The organism is Streptomyces sp. NPDC087428 (assembly GCF_044744085.1).
Classification (GTDB): domain Bacteria; phylum Actinomycetota; class Actinomycetes; order Streptomycetales; family Streptomycetaceae; genus Streptomyces.
Window position 1 is genome coordinate 105254 of sequence record NZ_JBIUXR010000020.1, and the last position, 22240, is coordinate 127493.

Annotated in this window: 25 protein-coding genes and 1 pseudogene; 7 read left to right on the forward strand and 19 right to left on the reverse strand. The window is 71.1% G+C overall.

The window, feature by feature from the left end:
* Positions 1-4: 4 nt before the first annotated feature.
* From ACIO3R_RS34465 to ACIO3R_RS34520, 12 genes and pseudogenes are all read right to left on the reverse strand, one after another.
* Positions 5-880: a peptidoglycan-binding protein gene (locus ACIO3R_RS34465; protein WP_402110949.1), complete on the reverse strand. Its 876-nt coding sequence runs from the start codon at positions 878-880 to the stop codon at positions 5-7.
* Between the two features lie 52 nt (positions 881-932).
* Positions 933-1202 (reverse strand): hypothetical protein, encoded by a 270-nt coding sequence (locus ACIO3R_RS34470; RefSeq protein WP_385035422.1) that lies wholly within the window; start codon positions 1200-1202, stop codon positions 933-935.
* 136 nt (positions 1203-1338) lie between these two features.
* Positions 1339-1536 (reverse strand): annotated as a pseudogene (locus ACIO3R_RS34475) (hypothetical protein); the annotation flags it as partial.
* An 85-nt stretch (positions 1537-1621) separates the two neighbouring features.
* Positions 1622-2485, reverse strand: coding sequence for a peptidoglycan-binding protein (locus tag ACIO3R_RS34480; protein ID WP_385349721.1), 864 nt, complete (start codon positions 2483-2485; stop codon positions 1622-1624).
* 127 nt (positions 2486-2612) lie between these two features.
* Positions 2613-4064, reverse strand: coding sequence for a phage tail protein (locus tag ACIO3R_RS34485; protein ID WP_402110952.1), 1452 nt, complete (start codon positions 4062-4064; stop codon positions 2613-2615).
* A 124-nt stretch (positions 4065-4188) separates the two neighbouring features.
* Positions 4189-4935 (reverse strand): hypothetical protein, encoded by a 747-nt coding sequence (locus tag ACIO3R_RS34490; RefSeq protein WP_385035419.1) that lies wholly within the window; start codon positions 4933-4935, stop codon positions 4189-4191.
* Between the two features lie 3 nt (positions 4936-4938).
* A complete protein-coding gene (locus ACIO3R_RS34495; RefSeq protein WP_385349716.1) occupies positions 4939-6063 on the reverse strand; it encodes a hypothetical protein in 1125 nt (374 codons plus the stop codon).
* Between the two features lie 10 nt (positions 6064-6073).
* The gene (locus tag ACIO3R_RS34500) at positions 6074-7279 is read right to left on the reverse strand and encodes a hypothetical protein (protein ID WP_402110954.1); all 1206 of its coding nucleotides are present in this window, start codon (positions 7277-7279) and stop codon (positions 6074-6076) included.
* Between the two features lie 111 nt (positions 7280-7390).
* A complete protein-coding gene (locus tag ACIO3R_RS34505) occupies positions 7391-8338 on the reverse strand; it encodes a phage distal tail protein (protein ID WP_385041473.1) in 948 nt (315 codons plus the stop codon).
* A 157-nt stretch (positions 8339-8495) separates the two neighbouring features.
* Positions 8496-9779: a hypothetical protein gene (locus tag ACIO3R_RS34510; RefSeq protein ID WP_385041476.1), complete on the reverse strand. Its 1284-nt coding sequence runs from the start codon at positions 9777-9779 to the stop codon at positions 8496-8498.
* Complete coding sequence (locus ACIO3R_RS34515) at positions 9776-10969, reverse strand: phage tail protein (protein ID WP_402110957.1); 1194 nt, start codon at positions 10967-10969, stop codon at positions 9776-9778. Before ACIO3R_RS34515 ends, ACIO3R_RS34510 begins: the two co-directional genes overlap by 4 nt.
* An 81-nt stretch (positions 10970-11050) precedes the next feature.
* Positions 11051-11569 carry a hypothetical protein gene (locus tag ACIO3R_RS34520; RefSeq protein WP_385349710.1) on the reverse strand — a complete coding sequence of 173 codons (519 nt, stop codon included), beginning with the start codon at positions 11567-11569 and terminating at the stop codon, positions 11051-11053.
* Positions 11570-11611: 42 nt separating this feature from the next.
* Here ACIO3R_RS34520 and ACIO3R_RS34525 point away from each other — a divergent pair, with 42 nt between their 5' ends.
* Positions 11612-12085 carry a hypothetical protein gene (locus ACIO3R_RS34525; protein WP_385041484.1) on the forward strand — a complete coding sequence of 158 codons (474 nt, stop codon included), beginning with the start codon at positions 11612-11614 and terminating at the stop codon, positions 12083-12085.
* An 86-nt stretch (positions 12086-12171) separates the two neighbouring features.
* Here the strand turns inward: ACIO3R_RS34525 and ACIO3R_RS34530 are convergent, their stop codons facing one another.
* The 4 genes from ACIO3R_RS34530 to ACIO3R_RS34545 form a co-directional block, all read right to left on the reverse strand.
* Entirely contained in the window at positions 12172-12522 is a 351-nt protein-coding gene (locus ACIO3R_RS34530) for a hypothetical protein (RefSeq protein WP_385035110.1), read from the reverse strand.
* Between the two features lie 65 nt (positions 12523-12587).
* On the reverse strand, positions 12588-12878 hold the full coding sequence (locus ACIO3R_RS34535) for a hypothetical protein (protein WP_385035112.1): 291 nt from the start codon (positions 12876-12878) through the stop codon (positions 12588-12590).
* Between the two features lie 181 nt (positions 12879-13059).
* Positions 13060-13656, reverse strand: a complete 597-nt coding sequence (locus tag ACIO3R_RS34540) for a phage tail protein (RefSeq protein WP_385035114.1) — start codon at positions 13654-13656, stop codon at positions 13060-13062.
* A 152-nt stretch (positions 13657-13808) separates the two neighbouring features.
* Positions 13809-14219 carry a hypothetical protein gene (locus tag ACIO3R_RS34545; RefSeq protein ID WP_385035116.1) on the reverse strand — a complete coding sequence of 137 codons (411 nt, stop codon included), beginning with the start codon at positions 14217-14219 and terminating at the stop codon, positions 13809-13811.
* Between the two features lie 410 nt (positions 14220-14629).
* On the opposite strand from ACIO3R_RS34545, the gene ACIO3R_RS34550 reads away from it, so the two are divergent.
* Positions 14630-14881 (forward strand): hypothetical protein, encoded by a 252-nt coding sequence (locus ACIO3R_RS34550; protein WP_385035118.1) that lies wholly within the window; start codon positions 14630-14632, stop codon positions 14879-14881.
* A 289-nt stretch (positions 14882-15170) separates the two neighbouring features.
* Here the strand turns inward: ACIO3R_RS34550 and ACIO3R_RS34555 are convergent, their stop codons facing one another.
* The 3 genes from ACIO3R_RS34555 to ACIO3R_RS34565 form a co-directional block, all read right to left on the reverse strand.
* A complete protein-coding gene (locus ACIO3R_RS34555; RefSeq protein ID WP_385035156.1) occupies positions 15171-15413 on the reverse strand; it encodes a hypothetical protein in 243 nt (80 codons plus the stop codon).
* 23 nt (positions 15414-15436) lie between these two features.
* Entirely contained in the window at positions 15437-16282 is an 846-nt protein-coding gene (locus ACIO3R_RS34560; RefSeq protein WP_402110958.1) for a hypothetical protein, read from the reverse strand.
* 174 nt (positions 16283-16456) lie between these two features.
* Entirely contained in the window at positions 16457-16723 is a 267-nt protein-coding gene (locus tag ACIO3R_RS34565) for a WhiB family transcriptional regulator (protein ID WP_402110960.1), read from the reverse strand.
* Positions 16724-17012: 289 nt separating this feature from the next.
* On the opposite strand from ACIO3R_RS34565, the gene ACIO3R_RS34570 reads away from it, so the two are divergent.
* The 5 genes from ACIO3R_RS34570 (at position 17013) to fusA (ending at position 22191) form a co-directional block, all read left to right on the forward strand.
* Entirely contained in the window at positions 17013-17465 is a 453-nt protein-coding gene (locus ACIO3R_RS34570; RefSeq protein ID WP_385035122.1) for a helix-turn-helix transcriptional regulator, read from the forward strand.
* A 380-nt stretch (positions 17466-17845) separates the two neighbouring features.
* Positions 17846-18727, forward strand: coding sequence for a hypothetical protein (locus ACIO3R_RS34575; RefSeq protein WP_402110962.1), 882 nt, complete (start codon positions 17846-17848; stop codon positions 18725-18727).
* Between the two features lie 451 nt (positions 18728-19178).
* Positions 19179-19550, forward strand: a complete 372-nt coding sequence (rpsL, locus tag ACIO3R_RS34580; RefSeq protein WP_003948652.1) for a 30S ribosomal protein S12 — start codon at positions 19179-19181, stop codon at positions 19548-19550.
* 2 nt (positions 19551-19552) lie between these two features.
* Positions 19553-20023 carry a 30S ribosomal protein S7 gene (rpsG, locus tag ACIO3R_RS34585; protein WP_014047773.1) on the forward strand — a complete coding sequence of 157 codons (471 nt, stop codon included), beginning with the start codon at positions 19553-19555 and terminating at the stop codon, positions 20021-20023.
* A 38-nt stretch (positions 20024-20061) separates the two neighbouring features.
* A complete protein-coding gene (gene fusA / locus ACIO3R_RS34590) occupies positions 20062-22191 on the forward strand; it encodes an elongation factor G (protein WP_385035125.1) in 2130 nt (709 codons plus the stop codon).
* Positions 22192-22240: the final 49 nt, after the last annotated feature.

The following is a 22240-nucleotide window of genomic DNA, read 5'->3' on the forward strand; positions in this document are numbered from 1 at the left end:
CCTTTCAGGAGGAGTGCGGGACCTTCAGCGCCGTCCAGGAGGCGCTGCCGGGCCAGCCGTCGGCGTCGGCGCCGCTGTAGCCGAGCTTGCGCTGCCACCTTGCGTAGCTCGCCCGGTCGGCCTCGCTCCACTGCGGGCCGGGGCCGGAGCGGTAGGCGGAGCAGCCGACGGCGACCAGTCGTCGGCCCATGGCCGTGACGACCGCCGACCTGGGCGTCTTCTTGAACCACGCGGTGCCGGGGAACGGCTGGAGGGCGGGGGACGTGGCACCCCCGGAGGCCGGAGCCGATGCGAGCCGGGCCGCTGTCCGGGTGCGCAGGGACGCCATGGTGAAGCCGACCGGGTCGATCTTGGTGTCCGTCCACTCCTTGTGCCCGATCACCGAGGCGGCGCTCCAGCCGTGCGCACGGCACAGGGCGGCGGAGACCTTGGTGATGGCGGTGAGCTGGGCCTCGGGCCAGGGGTCCCGGCCGTTGCCGAGGTTCTCGCACTCGAAGCCGTAGAAGTGGGTGTTGCCGTCGGCGGTACGCCCCTTCGGCGCGGGCAGGGTGCTCCGTTCGGCGACGACGGCGGCCAGGACGCCGGGGTCGCCGACGCCCGCGTGGTTGGCGCGGCCGTTGCCGACGAGGTGGACGGTGCCGTCCTTGGCGATGACGCCGTGGCAGAGCGGGCCGGGGAGCTCGGAGTGCCCGTTGTAGCAGAGGGCGACGGTGGCGGCAGTGCCGGAGGTGACCGTGTGATGGATCATCACGCCGTTCACCGGGCCCCAGGGGCCCTTGGTGTTGCGGTTGTGGGTGCGCCAGCCGCTGTGCTCGACGACGGTCAGGCCCTCCGACGTGAGGGCGGCGAGCAGCGCGGTGGCGGTCAGGGGTGTGGCCATGAGGGTCCTCCGGTGGTGGATCGGGCCCGGGAGGCGTGCGCGGGCGGGACCGTCAGCGCGCGAGGATCTCCCACAGGGTGAGGAGGGCGACGGCGAGAGCGGTGAGGGCGCCGATGCTGGCCATCGGCCAGCGGCCGCGTTCCAGTGCGTCGAGCCGGGCTTCGTGGTCGGTGAGCTGCCGGTCGGTGCGGTCGCTGCGCTGGACGAGCAGCGCCAGGGATCCGTCCACCCGGGCGAAGCCGGCTTCCAGGGTGCCGCGGAGCCGTTCCAGCTCGCGCGCGTCGGCGACCGGATCGTGCGCGTGGGCGTCAGCCGGCGTCATGAGCGGCCCGGGTCGCTGCGGTGGTGGTCGTGTCCGGTCCGGTGGCGGGAGCGAGGGTGGCGGTCGGGGCGTCCGCGGGGACGGTGGCCGGGCCGGTGGAGGCGGGTGCCGGGGTGGCCGGGGGATCCGGTGCGCTCAGCCACGCGGGCAGCAGGGCCTGGACGGCCGGGAGCGCCATCGCGCGGGACAGCAGCCCGGAGACGGCGAGGGCCGCGCCCACCCAGGGCAGGGAGCGGGGCAGGGCCCCGCTCTCCACCAGGGCGGGCAGGGCGACGGCGATTCCCACGGCGGTCTGCAGGACCGTGCGCAGGGATCGGATGGCGGCTGGGGACATGCGGTGTGCCTTTCGTGCGGTCGTGCGGCCCCGGGCGCGCGCCGCGCGGTTGTGTGTGTCGCGGGGCGCGCGCCCGGAGCGGGGGTCAGGCGGTGTACGGGACCTTCAGCGCGGCCCACGAGCCGGCGCCCGGCCAGCCGTCGGCGTCGGCCCCGGTGTAGCCGAGCTTCCGCTGCCACAGCGCGTACGAGGCGCGGTCGGCCTCGCTCCACTGCGGGCCGGGGCCGTCGGTGTAGGCGGAGCAGCCCTCGGCGACGAGACGGCCGCCCATCGCGGCCACGATGGTGGAGCGGGGCGCGGCCGTGAAGAAGGCGGCGCCCGGGAACGGCTGGAGCCGCAGGGCGCTCCCGCCCGGAGCCGCGGCCAGCAGGGCGGCCACCCGCGAGCGCATCGAGGCCATGCTGAACCCCTTGGGATCTATCTTCTGGTCGGTCCACTCCAGGTGGCCGATGACCGAGGCGGCGTGCCAGCCGTGCGCCCGGCAGATCGCGGCCGACACCCGGGCCACCGCCTCCAGCTGCGCTTCGGGCCACGGGTCGGAGCCGTTGCCGAGGTTGACGCACTCGAAGCCGTAGAAGTGGGTGTTGCCGTCCGTGTTGTTCGTGTCCGGGGCGGGGAGCGGGGACTCGTTGATGACGGCGGCGAGCACGTCGGCGTCGCCGGAACCGGCGTGGTTGGCGCGGCCGTTGCCGACGAGGTGGACGGTGCCGTCCTTGGCGATGACGCCGTGGCAGATCGGACCGGGCAGATCGGTGTAGCCGTCGTAGCAGAGGGCCACGGAGCTGTCGGTGCCGGAGGTGACGGTGTGGTGGATGACCACGCCGTTGACGGGGCCCCAGGCGCCCTGCGCGTTGCGGTTGTGCGTGCGCCAGTCGCCGTACTCGACGACGTGGACGCCTTCGGCGGTCAGGGCGCCGACGAGGGCGTCGGCGGTCAGGGGGGTCGCCATGGTGATGGCTCCTTCCGGGTCGGGGCTGCCGGAATCAGGGATCGGGCTGCGGGGTGGTGATGCGGTACGCGGCGGGGCCGGCCGGCGCGCGCGGACGCGTGGCGGCCGGCCCGCGGCGGGCGTCCGGTCAGGACACGGCGGCCCAGATGGCGTTGGTGTCCGCGATGATGTTGGACGGGGGGAACGAGACGGGCAGCGAGGTCTGTCCGGTGATGGTGAGCCGCGCGTGCCGGACGAAGAAGGCGCCCGGCATCCGGGCGCTGCCGCCCGGGTAGTTGCCGACGCTGGCGCCCACCATGAACGCGGGGCCGTTGGTCTTCGGGTCGGGGCCGTTGATGAGCAGCGCCACCCAGTAGTTGCCGGCCGCCGCCGCGTAGGCCGTGGTCAGCTTCAGCACGAACGTGGCGCCCTCGGTCTTGTTGATCAGCTTGTCGAGGGTGCCGGTGACCCCGACGCGGGCGCCGGCACTGGTGTAGAGACCGGCGTACGAGGTGGGGGCGAGTCCGGTGCCGACGAAACCGGGCACGTAGAAGACGACGTTGGTGATGGTCGCCGCGGTGGTCAGCGGGACACCGATCAGGTAGACGGTGCCGTTGATGCAGTACTGCGGGTTGATCACGGAGGATGCCGCCGGGTCGAACGCCCAGGCCTTGAAGCCGACGGAGGCCGGTGTCCACGTCCCGGACGAGGCCACCGTGTCCACGTACGAGCGGCGCACCAGCTGGTCGCCGTTGGCCGGGTCGGCGGAGACGGTGGGGACGGTGGAGAACGTCTTGGCCCCGGCGATGGTCTGGGCCCCGCTGAGCAGGACGGCCTGATCGGCGGAGACCGCACCGAGGTCTCCCGACGTGAGGGTGATGGCCCCCGTCTGTCCGTTGACGGAGGTGACGGGGGCGCCGCCGATCGCCAGGTAGCGGGTGTCGGCGGCGGCCGGGGTGAGTGCGCCCAGGTCGGCGGCGGCGATGGTGACCGCCCCGGTCTGTCCGTTGACGGAGGTGACGCCCTCGCCGGTGCCGTCGGGCAGCTGGGTCAGCGGCACCTTGCCGGTGGCGTCGAGCTGGGCGATCCCGCCGGCCCGGCCGGCGTCGGCGGTGGGCACGGCACTGACCTCGGCGGCGGTCAGGACGACGTCGGCCTCCGTGTGGCCGTTGACCGAGCGGACCGGTCCCGCCGGGCCCTGTGGTCCCGGTTCGCCCTGCGGCCCGGCGGGACCGGGAACCGTCACGTACTGGGTGCCGGCCGGATCGGCGGGGGCGATGTCGGCGAGGTCGACCTCCGGCACCCCGGCGGACAGGGCGATGCGGTAGGAACGGTTGCGTCCGACACCGGCGATCCGCTCGGTGACGGAGTAGGTCCAGCCGAAGGGGTTCCAGCCCTCGGCGTCGGTGGCCGGGAGCGTGACGTCGATGCGGCCCTCGGCGTCGAGGGTGGCGACGGTCGGGCCGCCGACGAAGAGGTCGGCCTCCGAGTGGGTGAGCAGCGCCGGCGGCTGGAACTCGACGTTCCCGCTCAGCGGACGGCCGTCGAGGGAGAGGTAGTGGGCGGTGAGCCGGACGGTCGGGATGGATTCGGGCAGCACGAGAACTCCGGTGTGGTCGGGGGAGGTACGGGCACAGGGGCGGGCCGGCCGCTCCGCCCGGGAGGGCAGGGCGGCCGGCCCGGGGAGGAGGCGGACCGGACGGCGTCGCCGGTCGTGGCTCCGGCTAGGACTGCACTCCGTACAGTCCGCGCGGCAGGCACGCGACGGTGCCGCCGGTGGCCGCCGCCTTCGCCTGGATCTCGAACGACACCGCGTCGCCGAAGGACGCGGGCAGATCCTCGACCAGGGTGAAGGTGAGCCGGACGGTCTGTCCCGGCTCGCCGGTGAGGACCTGTTCCGCGCCCACCACCGTGCCGTTGACGAGCAGCCGGACGGCCGCTCCCACGGTCCCGGACGCGGCCAGCGCGCAGTACACCCTGGGGTGCTGGGCGAAACCGGGGCCCGCGTAGAGCGTGGTCCAGTCGGTGGAGCCGGTGGATTCCCAGCCCGCCGTGCCGACCGGTACCGGGGTCGGGAACGGCAGGTAGGGGCGGGCCAGGCCGCCGCGGCCGGAATCGGTCGCCAGCACGGTGTCGCCCCGGTGGTCGAGGACGCGCAGCGCCTGCACCGGGGTGTTCACGGGGTCGGTCGTGATCAGCGACAGCGCCAGAGAGCCGTCGTCCCGCCGCAGCTCCAGGCCCTGCTGGAACGTCTCGGTCTCGCTGTCGCGGTCCGGCTGCACCCGGCCGACCAGCAGCAGGTCCTCGCCCAGCGAGGTCCTGGCGCGGATGCGGCCCCGGTCGCCGACGACGATGTCGCCGTTGCCGACCTGGTTCATCGCCGGGCTGCTGTTGGCACTCGCCATCAGCCCGCGGATGCGGCGTTCGATCTCCCGGATGCGGTCCAGGAGATCGGTGGGGATGGTGGCCATGTCCTACACCCCTTCCAGGTAGAGGGTCGCCGTCTCGGCCTTGGCGCGCTGCGGCGGTTCCACCGCGATGCCGACGATCCGGTACTGCTCGTCCTGCGGCTGCTGGTGCCACAGGTCGCGCAGCCGCAGCCGGATGCGGGCGCCGATCAGCGCCGGGGTGATCCGGCCGTCCAGCCGCACGGTGATCTCCGGGATCACCTCCGGCATGCGCTGGCGGGCCAGTTCGGCCCCGGCCAGGGAACGCAGCGTCGCCGCGTCGGTGACCCCGCTGTGGTCCGAGGTGAACTCCAGCCGGGGCCAGCCGGCCGCCAGGTCGGCGGGCGACTCGACGGAGACGGTGAGCGGCTGGGACTCCTCCGCCTGGTCGGTGTTGGGCGAGTCCCCGCGCGCCACCCACACGTCGGCCTGCACGGTCGAGTCGGCAGGCAGGCTGTAGGTGATGACCTGGCCGGGGTGGTCCAGGACGATGTCGGAGGCGCCGGCCGTGATCAGGGGGTGCCCGAGCTGGAGCCGTTTGGCGCGCCGGCCGGCGGCGTCCCGGTAGCAGTGCACCCGCCACTCGAATCCGGCGGCCAGCTGGGCCAGCTGGTCCAGCAGCTCCCTGATCCGGGTCAGCGAGGAGTAGGCGAAGGCACAGTCCCGCGCGATGCCGGACATCTCGTTGCCGAGCTGGATGCCGATGTCGCCGCCCGGCTGCTCCTGGGCATGCGCGACGAGCAGCCGCGCGATCTCGAACTGGTCGAGCGCCGTGTAGGACACGTCCTGCGCCAGGATGCGGTGGTCCAGGTACGAGTCGAAGGTGCCGGCCTGGAACTCCGCCTGGAGACGGCCGCGTTCGTCGCTGGACGGGGTGCAGGTCCAGAGCACCCCGCCCCACCAGATGTCGCCGTCGCGCTCCAGCCACACCGCGGTGCGGCCGGGCACCAGCGCGGCCCTGGCCCGGCGGGCCAGGGCCGCGTCCGGGAGCGGAACCGTCGCCGACAGCGATCCCGACTTGCCGATGTAGTCGTCGAACCTGGTCTCTGTCAGCGGCAGCACGTCCACCACCTGGTCGGTGCGCAGATCGCAGAAGACCGCCCGGTAGACGGGGGTGAGCGGGGTGTACGCCGTACGGGGCGAACTCGTCACGCGGTCCCCCTCAGAGCATCGGGTCGACGCGGACGAACCGGTTGTCGAACCAGTGGTTGTTGGTCGTGGCGCTGGAGGAGTACGCGGAGACGGCGGTGTACTGGGCGCCGGCCTGGAGCCCGGTGACCGGGAAGACGCTGCTCACGGACTGGTTGCCGCGGTTGGTGTCGACGGCCGAACGGGTCTCGTCCGCGCCGAGGCCGGTGACCAGCACGCCGTCCTTGCGGATGTTGGCGGACATCCGGCCCCAGCCGCCCTCCACGGACGGCTGCCCCTGGAACCCGAGGTGGACGAGGACCTTCCCGGACACCGGCGCGGTGAACGTCGTGGTGATCGTCGCTCCCGTGGTGCCCGTCAGCGCCTCCGACCAGGTGGTCGTCTTGCAGTAGCCGCCGTCGTTGTTGTACGAGAACGCCGGGGTGGGCAGCGCGAGCACCCAGGCGGTGCCGCTCCACCGCTCCAGGCGGCCGTTGTTGTCGCGGTACTGGCCCACGTAGCCACCGGTGGCGAGCTGGCCGGTCGGGGCGATACCGCCGGTCTGGGCCGGGTAGCCGACCCAGTTGCCGCCGTCCCAGCGCTGGAGCTGGGTGCCGATGTCGCGGTACTGGCCCGGGTAGGCGCCCGGCTCGTTGGTGTTTCCGGACAGCGGCAGGATGCCGCCGGCCGCGACGGTGCTGGTCCGCAGGTTGGCGACGGCGGACGCCCAGGCGATGCCGCCGGTGCCGACCGAGGCGCCCGCCGGGACCCGCACGGTCGCCAGCGGCAGGGAGGCGGGCGGGGTCTGCGGGACCTGCGGACTCCCCTCGGCCGCGCCCTGGACGATCTCCAGAACGACCTCGGTACGGCCGGACTTGTCGACCTGGGCGTCGTAGACCCGCAGCACGACCAGGTCGATCCGAGGGTTGTTGGCGTCGCCGTCGGCGAAGACCATGGTGGTGTAGTCGGTGAGGACGACCGGGTAGGCGCCGGCCGCCTCGCTGCCCTGCACGACGGCACGGCCGGGGGCGACCGTCGCGGTCATGCCCGCGGTGGAGCTGAAGACGTAGAACGCGGACAGCAGGGACTTGCCGTCGGGCGAGCCCGGGATGATGCCGCTGCGGCTGGCGAGCCCGCTCGTCGGGGTCATGGTGCCGGTCGGGGCGAGCCGGGTGTCGGCCCGGGACTGGCCGGACTCGGCGTCGGTGCGGTTGACGAGCCATGCGCTGCGCACGGGCATGAGGTCCTCCTGGAGGGATCTGCGGGACTGGTTTCTCTGGGGGCTGGTTTCTCTGCGGGGCTGCGGAACGTGGGAGCTGCGGAACGGTGGAGGGGGCCGGCGGCGGCCAGGTCACCAGTGCCCGTCGCGCCAGCGAACGGTGACGGAGGCATCCGGGGACGCGGTGACGTCGTCCGAGCGGAACGCCAGGTCGGTGGCGCCCGGCTCCAGCTGGAACAGCTGCTCGGGCGAGGAGTCCGGGGTGGCGGTGTAGATGCGGGACGCGGTGTCGTTGAGCAGCACCGTGCCGGTCTCGGTGTCGACGGTGAGAAGGTCCCCGGCGCCCAGCGCCAGGTCGTACTGGAGCTGGCGGCCGTCGGAGAGCCGGGTCAGCGAGGGGCGCTGCACCGGTCCGCGGAACTCGACGACGGGCCGCACGGCCGCGCCCCCGTCGTTGACCGCCGTGATCGAACCGGCGGTGCCGTTCGTCCCCCAGGCCAGCGGCCACACCAGACCGGACCCGCCGTCGTCGTCCCAGGCCATCCCGGACTCGCTGACCGGCAGACCGGTGAGGGCCTGGTGCCGGACGGTGCCGTAGCGGCGGGGGTCGGTGGCCGTCCACTGGATGCTGACCTTGGCGAATCCCTGGACGGCGTAGGAGCGGTCCTGCGGTACGACGCGGCGGCTGACCCGGGCGCGGACCGCGAGGGTCTCGCCCAGCAGCCGGACGGCGAGCCAGCGCTCCTGACCGTCCGGGCCGGTCGCGGCGCGGAAGCGGGTGGCGGTGGCGAGCGGGTCGGTCCCGGCGGGCGGCGCGAGCCAGACGGTCGCCCCGATCAGACGGGGCTGCGCCCAGCGGTCGCCGGGCCAGGAACCGTGCTGGTCGGGCCGGAGCACGTCTCCGAGGTCCAGCTCGGGCAGGTCCTCCCAGCCGGTGATCCCGGAGCGGTCGACCGGGTAGGGCGTTCCGGCGCCCATCAGGAGCCCGCCCCACTGGATCTGGCCGTCGCGGGTGATCAGTGAGCCGGGGGTGGTGTCGTCGGAGAGGGGGGTCGGGAGGGTGGAGACGGTATCGGCCATGTCGGGCCGTCACCTCGCTTCGGGGCTTGGCGTACGGGCGGGGGCGCCGCGTGGGCGGGGCCGGGGCGGTGTCCGGGCGTGCCGGAGCGCGGCGGGGCGGTTCGGAGACGGGGTGTCCGGCCGGATCCGGGCCGGGAGCCACGGGTACGGAACGGGCTCAGGCCGCGGTGCGGTGCAGGAAGAGCAGGTCGCCCGCGACGGTCATCGGGCTGCTGCCCTCCCGTTCCTCGTAGATCCGGACACCGGGGCGGCCTGCGAAGAAGGCGGGCCCGGTGGTGACGGAGGCGCCGGACGGCGCGGGGAGGAGGCGGCCGAGCCGGGAGAGCGGCTGCACGGAAGAGGCTCCCGGAACGGCGGCCGGCAGCACGACACCGCCCTCGGCGAGCTGCGGGATCTTGGACAGGTGCACGCCGAACTTCTTGCCGAGGAAGCTGAAGCTCAGGTGATTGAGCCCGTCGATGATCCAGTTGGCGAAGGCGATCAGCCCCTTGACGGGCCCGGTGATGACCCCGGCGACGGTCTGGATGCCGGTGGACATGAACGTGCCCATGCCGTGCAGGGACTTCGACATGGCGTCGCGTACCCGGGTGAAGGCCGAAGGGAGCGTCTTCGTCAGCCAGTTCAGGGTCGGCTGGACGACGCCCTTGAAGCCGTTCCAGGCACCCTTGACGACCGAGGTGACCGCATGGGTCGCCGTGGAGATGGTGCTTCGCGCGCCTTCGAAGCCGCTCCTGAGTCCGGAGCCGATCGCCTTCAGCACGGAGCCGACGGTGCGCCGCACCCCTTCGAACACCTCGGAGACGGTGGCGGCCCACCCCTGGACGACCGGACCCATGAACGCCCAGACGGCCCGGAACATGTCCAGCGCGGACTGGAAGACCTGCTGGATCACCTTCTGTCCGGTGGCCGAGTTCACCGCGTAGTCGATGAGCAGGGCGACCAGCGGGGTGATGACGCCGAGCACGAAGCCGAGCGGATTCGCCTTCATGGCCGTGTTGATCCCGGTCATGACGACGGAGCCGACCGTCATGGCGGTGCCGAAGAGGGCCATGGCCTTGGTGACCGCCGGGGTGTACGTGCCGAACAGATCGGACAGCGACCCGAAGGCTCCGGCGCCGGCGGCGAGCGTGCCCAGCACCCCGACGGGACCGCGGATCTTCGTGGCACCGGCGCGGATGCGCGTCGCGGCGGTGGCGGCGGACGCGCCGGTCCTGCGGACGGAGCTCCCCGCCCGTGCGGCGGCCGTGCGCAACTGCCGCAGGGCGGGGGCGGTGGTGGCCGTCAGGGTGGCAATTCTGCCGAGCGGGGTACGGGCCCCGACGAGGCCGCGCCGCAGGCTCTGGACGGAGGTGCCCGTTCCCAGGGCCGCGGTGCGGAAGGTGTCCAGGGCGGCGGCGGGCCGGGCGCCGCCGGACGTCGGATCCCGTCGGGCGCTCCTCATCCTCGGGCCTTGGAAAGGAACAGCAGGGCGGAGGCGGTGTCCTGGAGGCTGCTGCTGGATGCCTCGTAGTACTGCTCGATGTAGAAGCCGCCGTCGGTGGCGGCGGCGCCGGTGCCGGTCTGGCCGGCCCGGGTGGTGTGCCCGAGCAGCCGGCTGAGCTTGGAGAGCGGCAGTACGGCCTCGGCCTCGCCGGCTTCGGCGACGATGGTGTGCACGCCGCCGTTGCGGGGCTGGACGATGCCGCCCTGGGCCAGGCGCGGGATGGTCGGCAGGTGGATGCCGAAGGACTTGCCGCCGACGACGGGCACCCAGCCGGGCACCGAGACCCTGATGCCGTTGAGCTTGCCGATCGCGGAGTTGATCAGGCCGATCACGGCGTTGATCGGCCCGCTTACAGCTCCCTTGATCGCGCCGAACGCGTTGCTCGCGATGGACTTCAGACCGTTCCAGGCGCTCGAGAGCTTGCTCCTGACGGCGCTGAACGCGGCGGGGACGACACTCCTGATCCAGTTGACCACCGGGGAGATGACGGACTTGATGCCGTTCCAGACGGTGGTGATGACCTTCCGCACGGCGGTCATGGCCGTGGTGATGATCGTCTTCCAGAGGGTGAAGTAGGTCTTGATGACGGTCGCGACGGCCTTGACGACGGCCGAGACCGCGGTCTTGATCCCGTTCCACACGCTCTTCATGAGCTTGCCGGCCGCCTGCATGATCGGGCCGACGGCCTTCATCACCGAGCTGATCACACTCTTGATGACGGTGAACGCGGTGTTCAGGATCTTCTGCATGGTCTTCGACTGCATCGCCATGTCCACGACCTTGGCGATCAGCGGGGCCAGCAGCGCCAGCAGGACGCCGATGAGGTTGCCCTTCATCGACTTGTTGAGCCCCTTCATGCCCTTGTCGGCCTTGGCGGCGCCGGACTGGAACGTGCCGATCTGCTTCCCGCCGGTCTGACCGGACTTCCCGGCCCTGGTGACGGACTTCTCGGCCTTGTCCGCCGCCTGCTGGAGCGACTTCAGCTCCTTGGCGGACTGCTGGGAGGAGGCCCTGATGCTGGTGATCCCGCTGGTGCTGCTCTGGGTGCTCTGCTTCAGGCCGTTCGCCGCCCGGCCGGCCTGGTCGAGATTGGTCTTGAAGGTGCGGAGACTGTCCGAAGCCCGTTTGAGCGTGGCTGTGAACGCCATTCCATGTCCAATCGTTCATGGGCCCGTCCGGCCGGCCGGATGGAAACCGGCGGCCGGTTGTCGGTAAAGAAATGCCGAACGTCAGGCGAACTCGGCGAGCAGCCCGTCAACTTTCGTGTGCAGGCCGTCGATGGCGGTGCCGAGACGCTGGGTCGCGGTTTCGATCTTGAGCACGGCGGAGCGGGCCTCATCCGTTTTGAGACGGTCGGCCAGTTGCAGGTGGGCGGTGTTGCTCCTGGTCACTCCGTCGGCGGGGACCGTCGGAAGCGCGGCCGGCTCTTCTCTCTTCTTCGCGGGATAGGAGAATCCGCGACCGGTGGTCCGTATCTCCAGGTTGGCCGAGGTGAGCAGAGATTTCACGAAGGTCTTGAAGTTGAATATCTCAATGCCCAGCACACCGGCCGCCGCGATGATCAAACCCGATGTCGCGCTGATGGAGAGGGTGGAGGGCTTCATCTCCTTGATGGCGGTGATGAGGTCTTTGTCCGTGAATTGATTCGCCAGGGACTTCAGTGTCGCTATGAGGTCCTCCGGGATTCCTCCGGAGGACCCTGACTGTTCAGACCCGCCGGAACCGCCGGACGACTCGGCTGCTGTCATGACGGTACTCCCTTTCGATTATTTTGGCCCTTTTGTGTATTTGTGCTCACGGTCCTGTCGCTGAGGGTGTTGCTGTGTGACCAGGTGCCGTGCGATCATTGGCCCAAAAATCGCCCTGGAGGCCCGGTGCCGTTTATCATTGTCGGCGTAATATTTGTCATTTCCGTCATATTGCTTCTGGGCTTCGGGATTCCTTTTGTTCTGCAGGCTCCCCTGCGGAAGCGCGGAGTGGAAACCCATGCGACCGTGGCCCGAAAATCCATCCCGAATGACGGAAAAATTGATGTGGTTTTCGCGTACGTCACCCCCGAGAAGAAGCGATACACCATAACGAGATTCGGTCTCTCTTATGTGCCTGAAGGGGCGAAGGTCATTTATGACCCGCTGAATCCTGGGCGATCCGAATTCGTTGACGCCGCATCCAGGAACCCGGCGAAGAGGCGCGTCTTTCTGATCGTCACGGCAGGGGTGGCTGTCGTCGCGTTGGCGCTGCTCTGCGCGGGGCTGTTGGTCTGATGTCTTCCGCCCGGTGAGTGACGCCCTCGCCCAGGGCCGGCGCAGCCGTCGGCCGCCCGCACCGGGGGGCGGCCGACGGAGACACATCAGCGGAAGAACTGGGCCAGCTCGGAGGAGCTCGGACGGGCCGGCGAAGCGCTGTCGTCGGCGGGCGAGTCTTCGTCCCGCTGCCTCCGTTCGGCCGGGTCGCCCGGCCGCGGCACCGGCACCGGCTGTTCCGGCGCGTCGGACTCCCCGTCGCCGTTGACGACGGAGAACATCCAGTTGGCCGCGGCGAGATGGTCCACGACGGCCGCCAGCAGGTAGTCGGTGACCGTCCAGTCGGCGGCCTCACCGTCGGTGTCTCGGATGGTGGCGCTGTCCCGCGGCAGGTGCTTGATCAGGAGCGCCAGCCGACGGGAGGAGAGCCCGCCCCGGTGCCAGTCGAGCAGGTCCACCCCGTAGTGACGGAGCAGGTCGGCTTCCAGAGCCTCGGCGTGTTCTTCGGCGAACGCGACGAGGCTCAGTCTTCCCCCAGGCCGAGCCCGGTCTCCTTGCCGTACGCCTCCAGGATCGCGGCGATGTCCTGCATGGTCACGTCGAGCTGTGCGAAGCGGGCGAACTGCTTCTTGCCCATGAGGAGTTCGAGCAGGCCGTCGACGTCGTTGTCGTCCAGGCCGCGCAGCGCCCTGGCGGTCACGCGGGTCAGTTCGGTCGGCAGTTCGAAGGTGTCGCCGTCGATGGTGAACGACCAGGAACGGCCGAGGGCCTCCATGCGCTGGGCGCGGGCTGCGGACACGTCGAAGGTGGCCATGGGGTCTCCGTTTCGGGAAGGGGGCCGCACCCCGGTCGGGTGCCGAGGTGCGGCAGTGCGGTGCGGTACGTGCTGGGGGTGGGGGGTGTGGTGCGTGTGGCGCGATGACGCGGGGCGCCGGGCCGGGCGGGTGCACCGGCGCCCCGCGGGACGGGGCCCCCGGGATCGCGGGGGCGCCGGGTCACACCGTGGCGTACGCCGGGTCCTTCATGACGAAGGTCGCCAGCGGCTGGGTCTCGCCGGATGACAGTGCCGTGAAGGTGACGCCCAGCGAGGCGGCGGCCTTGCGGGCCAGCTTGATGTCGTCCGACGCGGTGACCTGGCCGCGCGGGATGACGAAGCGGTAGGTGACGTCCGCCCCGTCGTGGAACTCCAGGCCGAGGGCGCGCTCGTCGAACTGCGGGCCGTCCGGCACGTTGTAGGAGTAGACGCCCGGGTTCTCGGTGGCGTTCACCGCCGAGACCGTGTCGCCGCCCATGAAGAACGGCAGGGTGGCCTCGTTGAACTGGAGCATGGCGAACTTCAGCGTCAGGTCGCGGTCGGCGTAGATGAAGCGGACCGGACTGACCGCCTGCCACGTCTCGACCGGGTCGAGCTTGTCCTTCTTGGAGAAGGTCACGCCGTCGGTGGACGTGTAGCCGAGGTCCCGCCACACGGCCTTGTCCCAGTCGGCCGACGGGTCGTTGGAGAACGCGGTCGGCGCGGGAGTGCCTGCCGGGGCCACGAGGATGCGGCCCGTACCGGCGATGCGGATCTCGGACGAGTTGTTACCAGCCATGAAGGTGGCTTCCTTTCCAGGGATGGTCGCCCCCGTGCGGGGGCCGCCGTATCCGGGACGGGTACGGCGAAGGCCCCGCCGTCTGTTCGGCGGGGCCTGGTTCGTGGGGCGTCGCGCGGCCCGGGGGAGCGGGGCGGACAGCGGATGCGCCGTCAGTCCGTGCGGACGGTGAAGCGGAGGATGCAGATGTACCGGTTGGCGCCCGCGTAGATGTAGTCGGGCAGCCAGCGGGGGCCGTCCTCCTCGATCACCTCGCTGACGAACGAGGTGCCGAAGACGGTGCCCGTCGCGGCCAGCAGGGTGGCGCGGGCCGCGTTGGCGAGGGTGTGGGCCACCGACTTCTCCGGCCCGTAGACCTCCAGCTGGATCAGCGGGCGGTCCACGTGCAGGTCGTCGACCCAGGCACCGCCCATCCGGGAGATCAGTACGGCCTTCTGGGTCCCGTCGAAGCCGGCCGGCGGTGCGTCATCGACGTACGCGTCCGCCAGCTCCGGGCGGGTCCTGAGCAGATCCCGCGCGATCGCCTGGACATCCGGGAACGTCCCTGGCGCGGATGAGGGCATGGTGGTCACTCCTTTTGTACGGGCCGGGGACGGACGTCCGTGCGTACGGCCCGTACGCACGCCGGACACGGCGGCGGCGGAACCGTGCCCCTCGGAGGGAGGTGGGCACAGCTCCGCCGCTGCATCCATAGTGATCCATAGATTGCGTGCGCGCAACCAACTTCGATGCGGAGCGGGTGATGGTGCGGGTTCTCCGGGTCTTCGAACGCCGAGGTGGCGCGGGCGGGGTGGAGGTGTGCCACGACGCCATATGCCAGGCGTTCGCGGCGAGTTCTGCGCTACCCTGGGCATTCAATCGAACGTGCATTCGATTAAGACTGAACAAGGCATGGACCGACGCAGGCTTAAGGACGGTGTGGGGTCGTGACGACGAACAGCGAATGGACGCCGGTCCCCGGCAGTGAGCGGTCGTGGTGACCGGGGAGCCGGGGCAGCGGCTTGCCGACGTCGTGGCCGCCGCCGTCACGGTGGCCGTGGAATCGGCGGAAGCGGGTCACTACACCGGAGAGGTGGGAAGAACCCTGGCCGCGGTCGTGGGCGAGGTCGGGGCCCGGATCGTCGGGGAGGCCGAACTCCGCGGCTTCTCCACCGGCTGGCAGGAGGCGATGGCCGTGAGACCTGCCGGAGTGCGGCCGCTACGCGCCGCCCGCGCCCACGTCTGAAGGCCGGCGCCGTTCCGCCGCCCCTCACCGCGCGAGGCCGCGCGCGTCTCATCCGGACCTCGCGCCCCGACGGCGGCGAGGGCCCGCGGTCGCCCCCACGGACGAGCGGGCCCCGGCTCGACGATCCCCTGCGCCCCGCGCCGCGCCTCCGGGCGCGCCCCGCGCGCCGCAGTGAGAGAAAAGACGTCGGAGCGGCCCGCGGCCCCGCCCGGGGCAGGCGAACGCCCCCGGTTCCCTGTGCGGGAACCGGGGGCGGAGATGTCTGCGGCGCGGAAGCGCGTCGGTCCGGTCAGCCGTGCGGCGCCGGGCCGGGGGCCGCCGCCGGGGCGGCCGCGAAGGCCTTGCGGCGAGGTGCGCGGCGGGTGGCGCGTTCGGCGGCGAACACGTCCTCCAGTCGGTACAGGTGGCTCCTGCCCTGCTGTCCGGAGGGCCGCAGATGGCCGAGCTGCGCCCACTTCCTGATCGTCGCGGGCACCACTCCCGCCTCCTGGGCCGCCAGGGCGCCGGTCACCAGAGTGACGCCGGTGAGCATGTCGTACGGATGCCGGTGGGAGCTCATCGGTTCTCGCCCCCGGCCTCGACGTCGGCCTCTACCGTGTTCCCCGTGCCCGGGACGGACGGGCGGACGGAGGCCGTCGCCGCGGCCGTCGGGCGCTCGGCTGCCGCGGCCGGCCAGGCGTCCCCCTCCCAGAGGTGGCGGAAGGCCGGATCGGTCGTGCAGTCGCACGCGTCGTCCCCGCAACGGCACCCCGGATTGACGCAGAGCACGGCTTCGCGGTCGGGGAAGGCGCGCAGGGAGACCGAGTCGCACCAGGGGCAGCGGCCCGGCAGGCGGACCATCGTCTCCGTCTCACCCAGGGCTCGGGCACACCGCCGGGCCATCCGGCGCAGCTCGTCGCGGGCGTGCCGGGCGAGCGTCGGATCGGAGGCGGTGTGCCCCAGGAGCCCGGCGATCCGGGAGAGCCGTTCGAGCACCGGGGCGCGGCGGGGGCGGTCGGAGCCGAGCCGGCCGAGGAGCGCCTCCTCCAGTTCCACGACACCGTCACTGATATCGCGCAGCGCGTCCGAGATGTGCAGCCGCACGGGAGCGGCGGAGTGGCCTGGAACGGCCAGCCCGCGCTGCTCGTTGCGCAGCGCCTCCTCGCGTTCGGTACGGCTCAGCGCGGCACGAGCAGCCCGCTCGGCGGGCCCCGGGACGTGCCGGACGGCAGCCGGGCGGCTGCCCGTGGAGGGCGCCAACTCGTCGATGAGGTCCGGGAACTGACGCGACAGGGTGGCGGCCCACAGGGCCGCGTCCCGGGCGATGCCGGTGCCGTCCGCCTCATCGGCGGTTCGGTCGCGGCCCGTTCCGGGTTGCCCCCCGTACAGTCCGACGGCTCCGGAAACCTTCGACTCACCCATGGCGGGCCTCCTTCTGCGTGCTGCTCGGTGTGCGACGTACGGCGTGCGGTCTGTGATCTGCGCTCTGTGATCTGCGGTCCGCGGTCCGCGATGCGCTGGTCGGCGGTCGGCGGTCGGCGGTCGGTGTTCGGCGGTCGATGTGCGCGGGCCTCGCGTCGGTGCCCAGCGCGCCGGTCAGGCGGCCGCGCGGCGCCGGCCGCGCTCCAGGGCGACGGGTCGCCCGTTGCGCCAGAGCCGTCCGGCGCACACCCCGTCGAACCAGCTGTCGGCCGGTGCCACCGCTTCCTCGCACTGCCGGACGACCGGGCAGCGGGCGCAGGCGCCGAGGGCGGGCGCGGCGTCGGCCGGATGCCGGGCGAAGACCGTCTCCGGGGACAGCCCCAGGCAGGCGGCCGACGCGGTCCAGGTGTCTGAGGGGAGGGAGAGGAGCGAAGGATCCATGGAGGCTCCTGGTGCGCGAGCGATGGGACGGGAGGAGGTGGCGCAACGGACGGGAGGGTCCGGCCGGAGATGCAGAGTGGCAGATTGCTTGCGAGCGCGCAACGTATTTCGATGGCGAACCCCTCGACGGACGCTCTTCGGTCGATTGCGCAGGGTGACGAGGAGGTTGCCACGCGCACGGAAAGATGCGAGTCTTCAGCGAATCTCCACATTGCGCGCGCGAAAGCTCATAATTATGTGCGCGCAAGCGCGGTAGCCTGGAATTCGCTTCGGAGGGAGGCGAAGGCCTGTGACCGTCAGTGAACTGGAACAGTTCACGGCCTGGATCGAAGACGTGATCCGGCGGCGTGGATACGACATCGACAGCCCGCGCGGCGGCGGCAAGTCCCGCCTCGCCGACGAGGCGGGCGTACACCGGGCAGCCATCACACGGCTGCTGCAGCGGCAGAGCATGCCGGACCTGGAGACGATGCGCAGGCTCGCGCATGTCCTGGGCCTGCCCGTGCGGGAGATGCTCATCCGCTCGGGCCGGCTCACCGAGGACGAGCTCCCGATGCCGCAGGCCCCGGACGACCTCGACCGCCAGAACGCGGGCAGCGAGCGGATCACTCTGGAGGAGGCCGCCACCGCGCTCGGTGTACCGGCCGAACAGCGCGAGATGTTCATGCGGGTCGCCGGACAGTTCCTGCCCGCGGACCCGGTGGAACAGGATCTCCCGGCCCGGCGCACCCGCAGGGGCTGACGGACGGGCGGGCCGTCGCCGCTCGTCCGACCGGCGTCCCCCCCCGTACGTACGCGGTCCCCGTCCTCGCGCACACACGTTGCCGCGCACGTACGCAGGCCGCCCCGCTCGTCCGGGCAGGCTGTCCCGCGCGTACCCCGGTCGTGGGCGGACGGCGTCGCGATCCTGCGCCGCGGCTGTGACCTGCCCCTCCGCCGCCCACGCTGCCGGGCCGCGGTGAAGAGGTGATCGCTAAGCTGTTCCCGGTCCGTTCGGCGAGGGGGCCGTCAGTCGCCGGAACCGATTCACCGTGATGGGGAGACTGCGCGCCGATCGAGGGTGTGAGTGCCGCACTACCGTGTCGGAAACGGTGGTGAAGGAGACGTCAGGAAGAGCCGCGCATGGTCGAGGGCGAAAAGGGCTCCCGGCAGGCGAACGGCTCGTCCGAGGCCGTCTCGCGTCAGCGGCGGCCGGTGCCGGATGCGGGGGAGGGCGAGGAGATGCCTCCCGGCGATCTCGCCCGCCTGCTCGCCGCCGTCGGCGTCCTGCTGGGGAGCCATGCGGCAGCTGATCTGGTGGTCGTGCCGCGGGAGGAGCTGGAGCGGCGCGAGTTCGCCGCGTACGGACACGGCTGGCGCGACGCGGCGGCCCAGTACCACCAGCTCGCCGAATGGGTCGAAGGCCTCCCGGTGACGGACGCCGACAACCGGACGCCCGGCCAGGCCGCGGTCATCCCGTTCCGCCGCAGGGTCGCGCGCGGTGCGCGCGACGAGGCACGGCGCGACGGATCGGAACTCGCCGGTACGGGGCCGGCCAAGGCGCTCATCCGTTCCCCCCGTCCCGCCACCGGCGCCGCGGACCCCGCGGCCCGTGAGGCCGCCGACCCCACGCGGCCCGCCCCCGACCCCGCCGCCGGGCCCGCGAGCGCCACACCCATGGCCCCAGGGCCCGCCGCCCCCGCACCCGGCGCCCCTGGTCCCACCCGGCCGGGGGTGGAGGCCCCGGCGCCCCCGAGTCCTCCGGTACCTCCCGCACGCGCCGGGACCGGGGCGGCGGAGCCCGGCTCCGCATCCGCCGACGCCGCGCGGGCGGACGAGGTGCGGCCGGGCCCCGCGGTCCTCTCCCGCCCTGCGGGTCCGCCGTCCACGTCGTCGCCCCCCTCGTCGCCGTCCACGTCGTCGTCCCCTCCGGCGTTCGCCTCCAAGAGCCGCCGCTCGAAGGTGCCCACCATTCCGCGCCTGCCTCGCCCGCGCCGCCAGGGCAGCCCCGACGGACAGCACTGAACGGACAGCGGCGAAGTGAAGAGACAGCGCTGAGGGGGGGGTGACCCTCCGCCCCTCTGCTTCCGGTGCCCGGCCCCGGCTCCGGTTCCGCTCCGGCCGAGCCGTGCGCGGGTCTCGGGGGCGTCGGCCGAGTACGGTGGTGAGATGTGCCGGCGGCTGACCCGGCGTCCCCATGGCCCCGGTGTCGGCAGGGCTTGACCCCGGCGTTTCCGGGGCTCCGCATTTGTTTTGACCCAAGTCGATGAGGTAGGTACGCTCAGACCTTGTGCCTGGGTTGTGCCTGGGCTCGTGTGCGTGTCCTCAACCGCACGGCGAGCCCGTCTTTGGCCACCGTGATCTGTGGATGAACCGCCTTCAGGGCAGTGACCCGCAGTATCCGACACACCCGACCGCGTGGGTCGGAGTTGTTCCAGGTTAGTTTCACCGACGGCACACAGAAACCGGAGAAGTAGTGCCTACGATTCAGCAGCTGGTCCGGAAGGGCCGGCAGGACAAGGTCGAGAAGAACAAGACGCCCGCGCTCGAGGGTTCTCCCCAGCGCCGCGGCGTCTGCACGCGTGTGTTCACGACCACCCCGAAGAAGCCGAACTCCGCGCTCCGGAAGGTCGCGCGTGTGCGTCTGACCTCCGGTATCGAGGTCACGGCCTACATCCCGGGTGAGGGACACAACCTGCAGGAGCACTCCATCGTGCTCGTGCGTGGTGGCCGTGTGAAGGACCTGCCGGGTGTTCGTTACAAGATCATCCGCGGCTCCCTTGACACCCAGGGTGTCAAGAACCGCAAGCAGGCCCGCAGCCGCTACGGCGCCAAGAAGGAGAAGTAAGAATGCCTCGTAAGGGCCCCGCCCCGAAGCGCCCGGTCATCATTGACCCGGTCTATGGTTCTCCTCTTGTCACCTCGCTGATCAACAAGATCCTGCTCAACGGCAAGCGTTCCACCGCCGAGCGGATCGTGTACGGCGCCATGGAAGGCCTCCGCGAGAAGACCGGCGCTGACCCGGTCATCACGCTGAAGCGCGCGCTTGAGAACGTCAAGCCCTCGCTCGAGGTCAAGTCCCGCCGTGTCGGTGGCGCCACCTACCAGGTGCCGATCGAGGTCAAGCCCGGTCGCGCCGCCACTCTCGCGCTGCGCTGGGTCGTCGGTTACTCCCGCGCCCGTCGCGAGAAGACGATGACGGAGCGGCTCATGAACGAGCTGCTCGACGCCTCCAACGGTCTTGGCGCTGCAGTCAAGAAGCGCGAGGACACGCACAAGATGGCCGAGTCGAACAAGGCCTTCGCGCACTACCGCTGGTAGTCGCTCACCCCATCGAGACCGAGAGAAGATTGAGCCTTATGGCCACCACTTCGCTTGACCTGGCCAAGGTCCGCAACATTGGGATCATGGCCCACATCGACGCGGGGAAGACGACCACCACCGAGCGGATCCTCTTCTACACCGGTGTGAGCTACAAGATCGGTGAAGTCCACGACGGCGCAGCCACGATGGACTGGATGGAGCAGGAGCAGGAGCGCGGCATCACGATCACGTCGGCCGCGACGACCTGTCACTGGCCGCTCAATGATGTTGACCACACCATCAACATCATCGACACCCCCGGTCACGTCGACTTCACCGTCGAGGTGGAGCGTTCGCTCCGCGTCCTCGACGGTGCCGTCACCGTGTTCGACGGTGTGGCCGGCGTCGAGCCGCAGTCCGAGACCGTCTGGCGTCAGGCGGACCGCTACGGCGTGCCGCGTATCTGCTTCGTCAACAAGCTCGACCGCACCGGTGCCGACTTCTTCCGTTGCGTCGACATGATCGTCCAGCGCCTCGGCGCTGTCCCCATCGTCATGCAGCTCCCCATCGGCGCCGAGGCCGACTTCACGGGTGTCGTCGACCTCGTGTCGATGAAGGCCTTCGTGTACCCCGAAGAGGCCGCCAAGGGCGAGATGTACAACGTCATCGAGATCCCGGACAACCTCAAGGAGGCCGCCGAGGAATGGCGCGGCAAGCTCCTTGAGGCCGTCTCGGAGAACGACGACGAGATGATGGAGCTGTACCTGGAGGGCGTCGAGCCCACCCAGGAGCAGCTGCACGAGGCGGTCCGCCGGATCACCCTCGCATCGAAGGGCACGGCCGACTCCGTCACGGTCACCCCGGTGTTCTGTGGCACCGCGTTCAAGAACAAGGGCGTTCAGCCCCTGCTCGACGCGGTCGTCCGCTACCTGCCTTCCCCCCTGGACGTCGAGGCCATCGAAGGCCACGACGTCAAGGACCCGGAGAAGGTCATCCAGCGGCGCCCCTCGGACGACGAGCCGTTCTCCGGCCTCGCGTTCAAGATCGCGAGCGACCCGCACCTGGGCAAGCTCACCTTCGTCCGGATCTACTCCGGTCGCCTCGAGGCCGGCACCGCGGTGCTGAACTCGGTCAAGGGCAAGAAGGAGCGCATCGGCAAGATCTACCGCATGCACGCGAACAAGCGTGAGGAGATCGCGTCGGTGGGCGCGGGCGACATCATCGCTGTCATGGGGCTCAAGCAGACCACGACCGGTGAGACGCTCTGTGACGACAAGAACCCGGTGATCCTGGAGTCCATGGACTTCCCGGCACCGGTCATCGAGGTCGCCATCGAGCCGAAGTCCAAGGGCGACCAGGAGAAGCTGGGTGTCGCCATCCAGCGCCTCTCCGAGGAGGACCCGTCCTTCCAGGTGCACTCCGACGAGGAGACCGGCCAGACCATCATCGGTGGTATGGGCGAGCTTCACCTCGAAGTGCTCGTCGACCGCATGAAGCGCGAGTTCCGCGTCGAGGCGAACGTCGGCAAGCCGCAGGTCGCGTACCGCGAGACGATCCGCAAGGCCGTCGAGCGCATCGACTACACGCACAAGAAGCAGACTGGTGGTACCGGCCAGTTCGCGAAGGTGCAGATCGCCATCGAGCCCATCGAGGGTGGCGACGCGTCCTACGAGTTCGTCAACAAGGTCACCGGTGGCCGCATCCCCCGGGAGTACATCCCCTCGGTGGACGCGGGTGCCCAGGAAGCCATGCAGTTCGGCATCCTGGCCGGTTACGAGATGGTCGGCGTCCGCGTCACCCTGCTCGACGGTGGTTACCACGAGGTCGACTCCTCGGAGCTGGCCTTCAAGATCGCCGGTTCGCAGGCGTTCAAGGAGGGTGCCCGCAGGGCGTCCCCCGTGCTCATGGAGCCGATGATGTCCGTCGAGGTCACCACGCCCGAGGACTACATGGGTGACGTGATCGGCGACCTCAACTCCCGCCGTGGCCAGATCCAGGCCATGGAGGAGCGCCACGGCGCTCGCGTCGTGAAGGGCCTCGTGCCCCTCTCGGAGATGTTCGGCTACGTCGGAGACCTCCGCAGCAAGACCTCGGGTCGCGCAAGCTACTCGATGCAGTTCGACTCCTACGCCGAGGTTCCGCGGAACGTCGCCGAGGAGATCATCGCGAAGGCCAAGGGCGAGTAACTCTCCCGAGCTCACGCTTTAGGCTTGTCACCGGAGCCCGGTGGGGCAT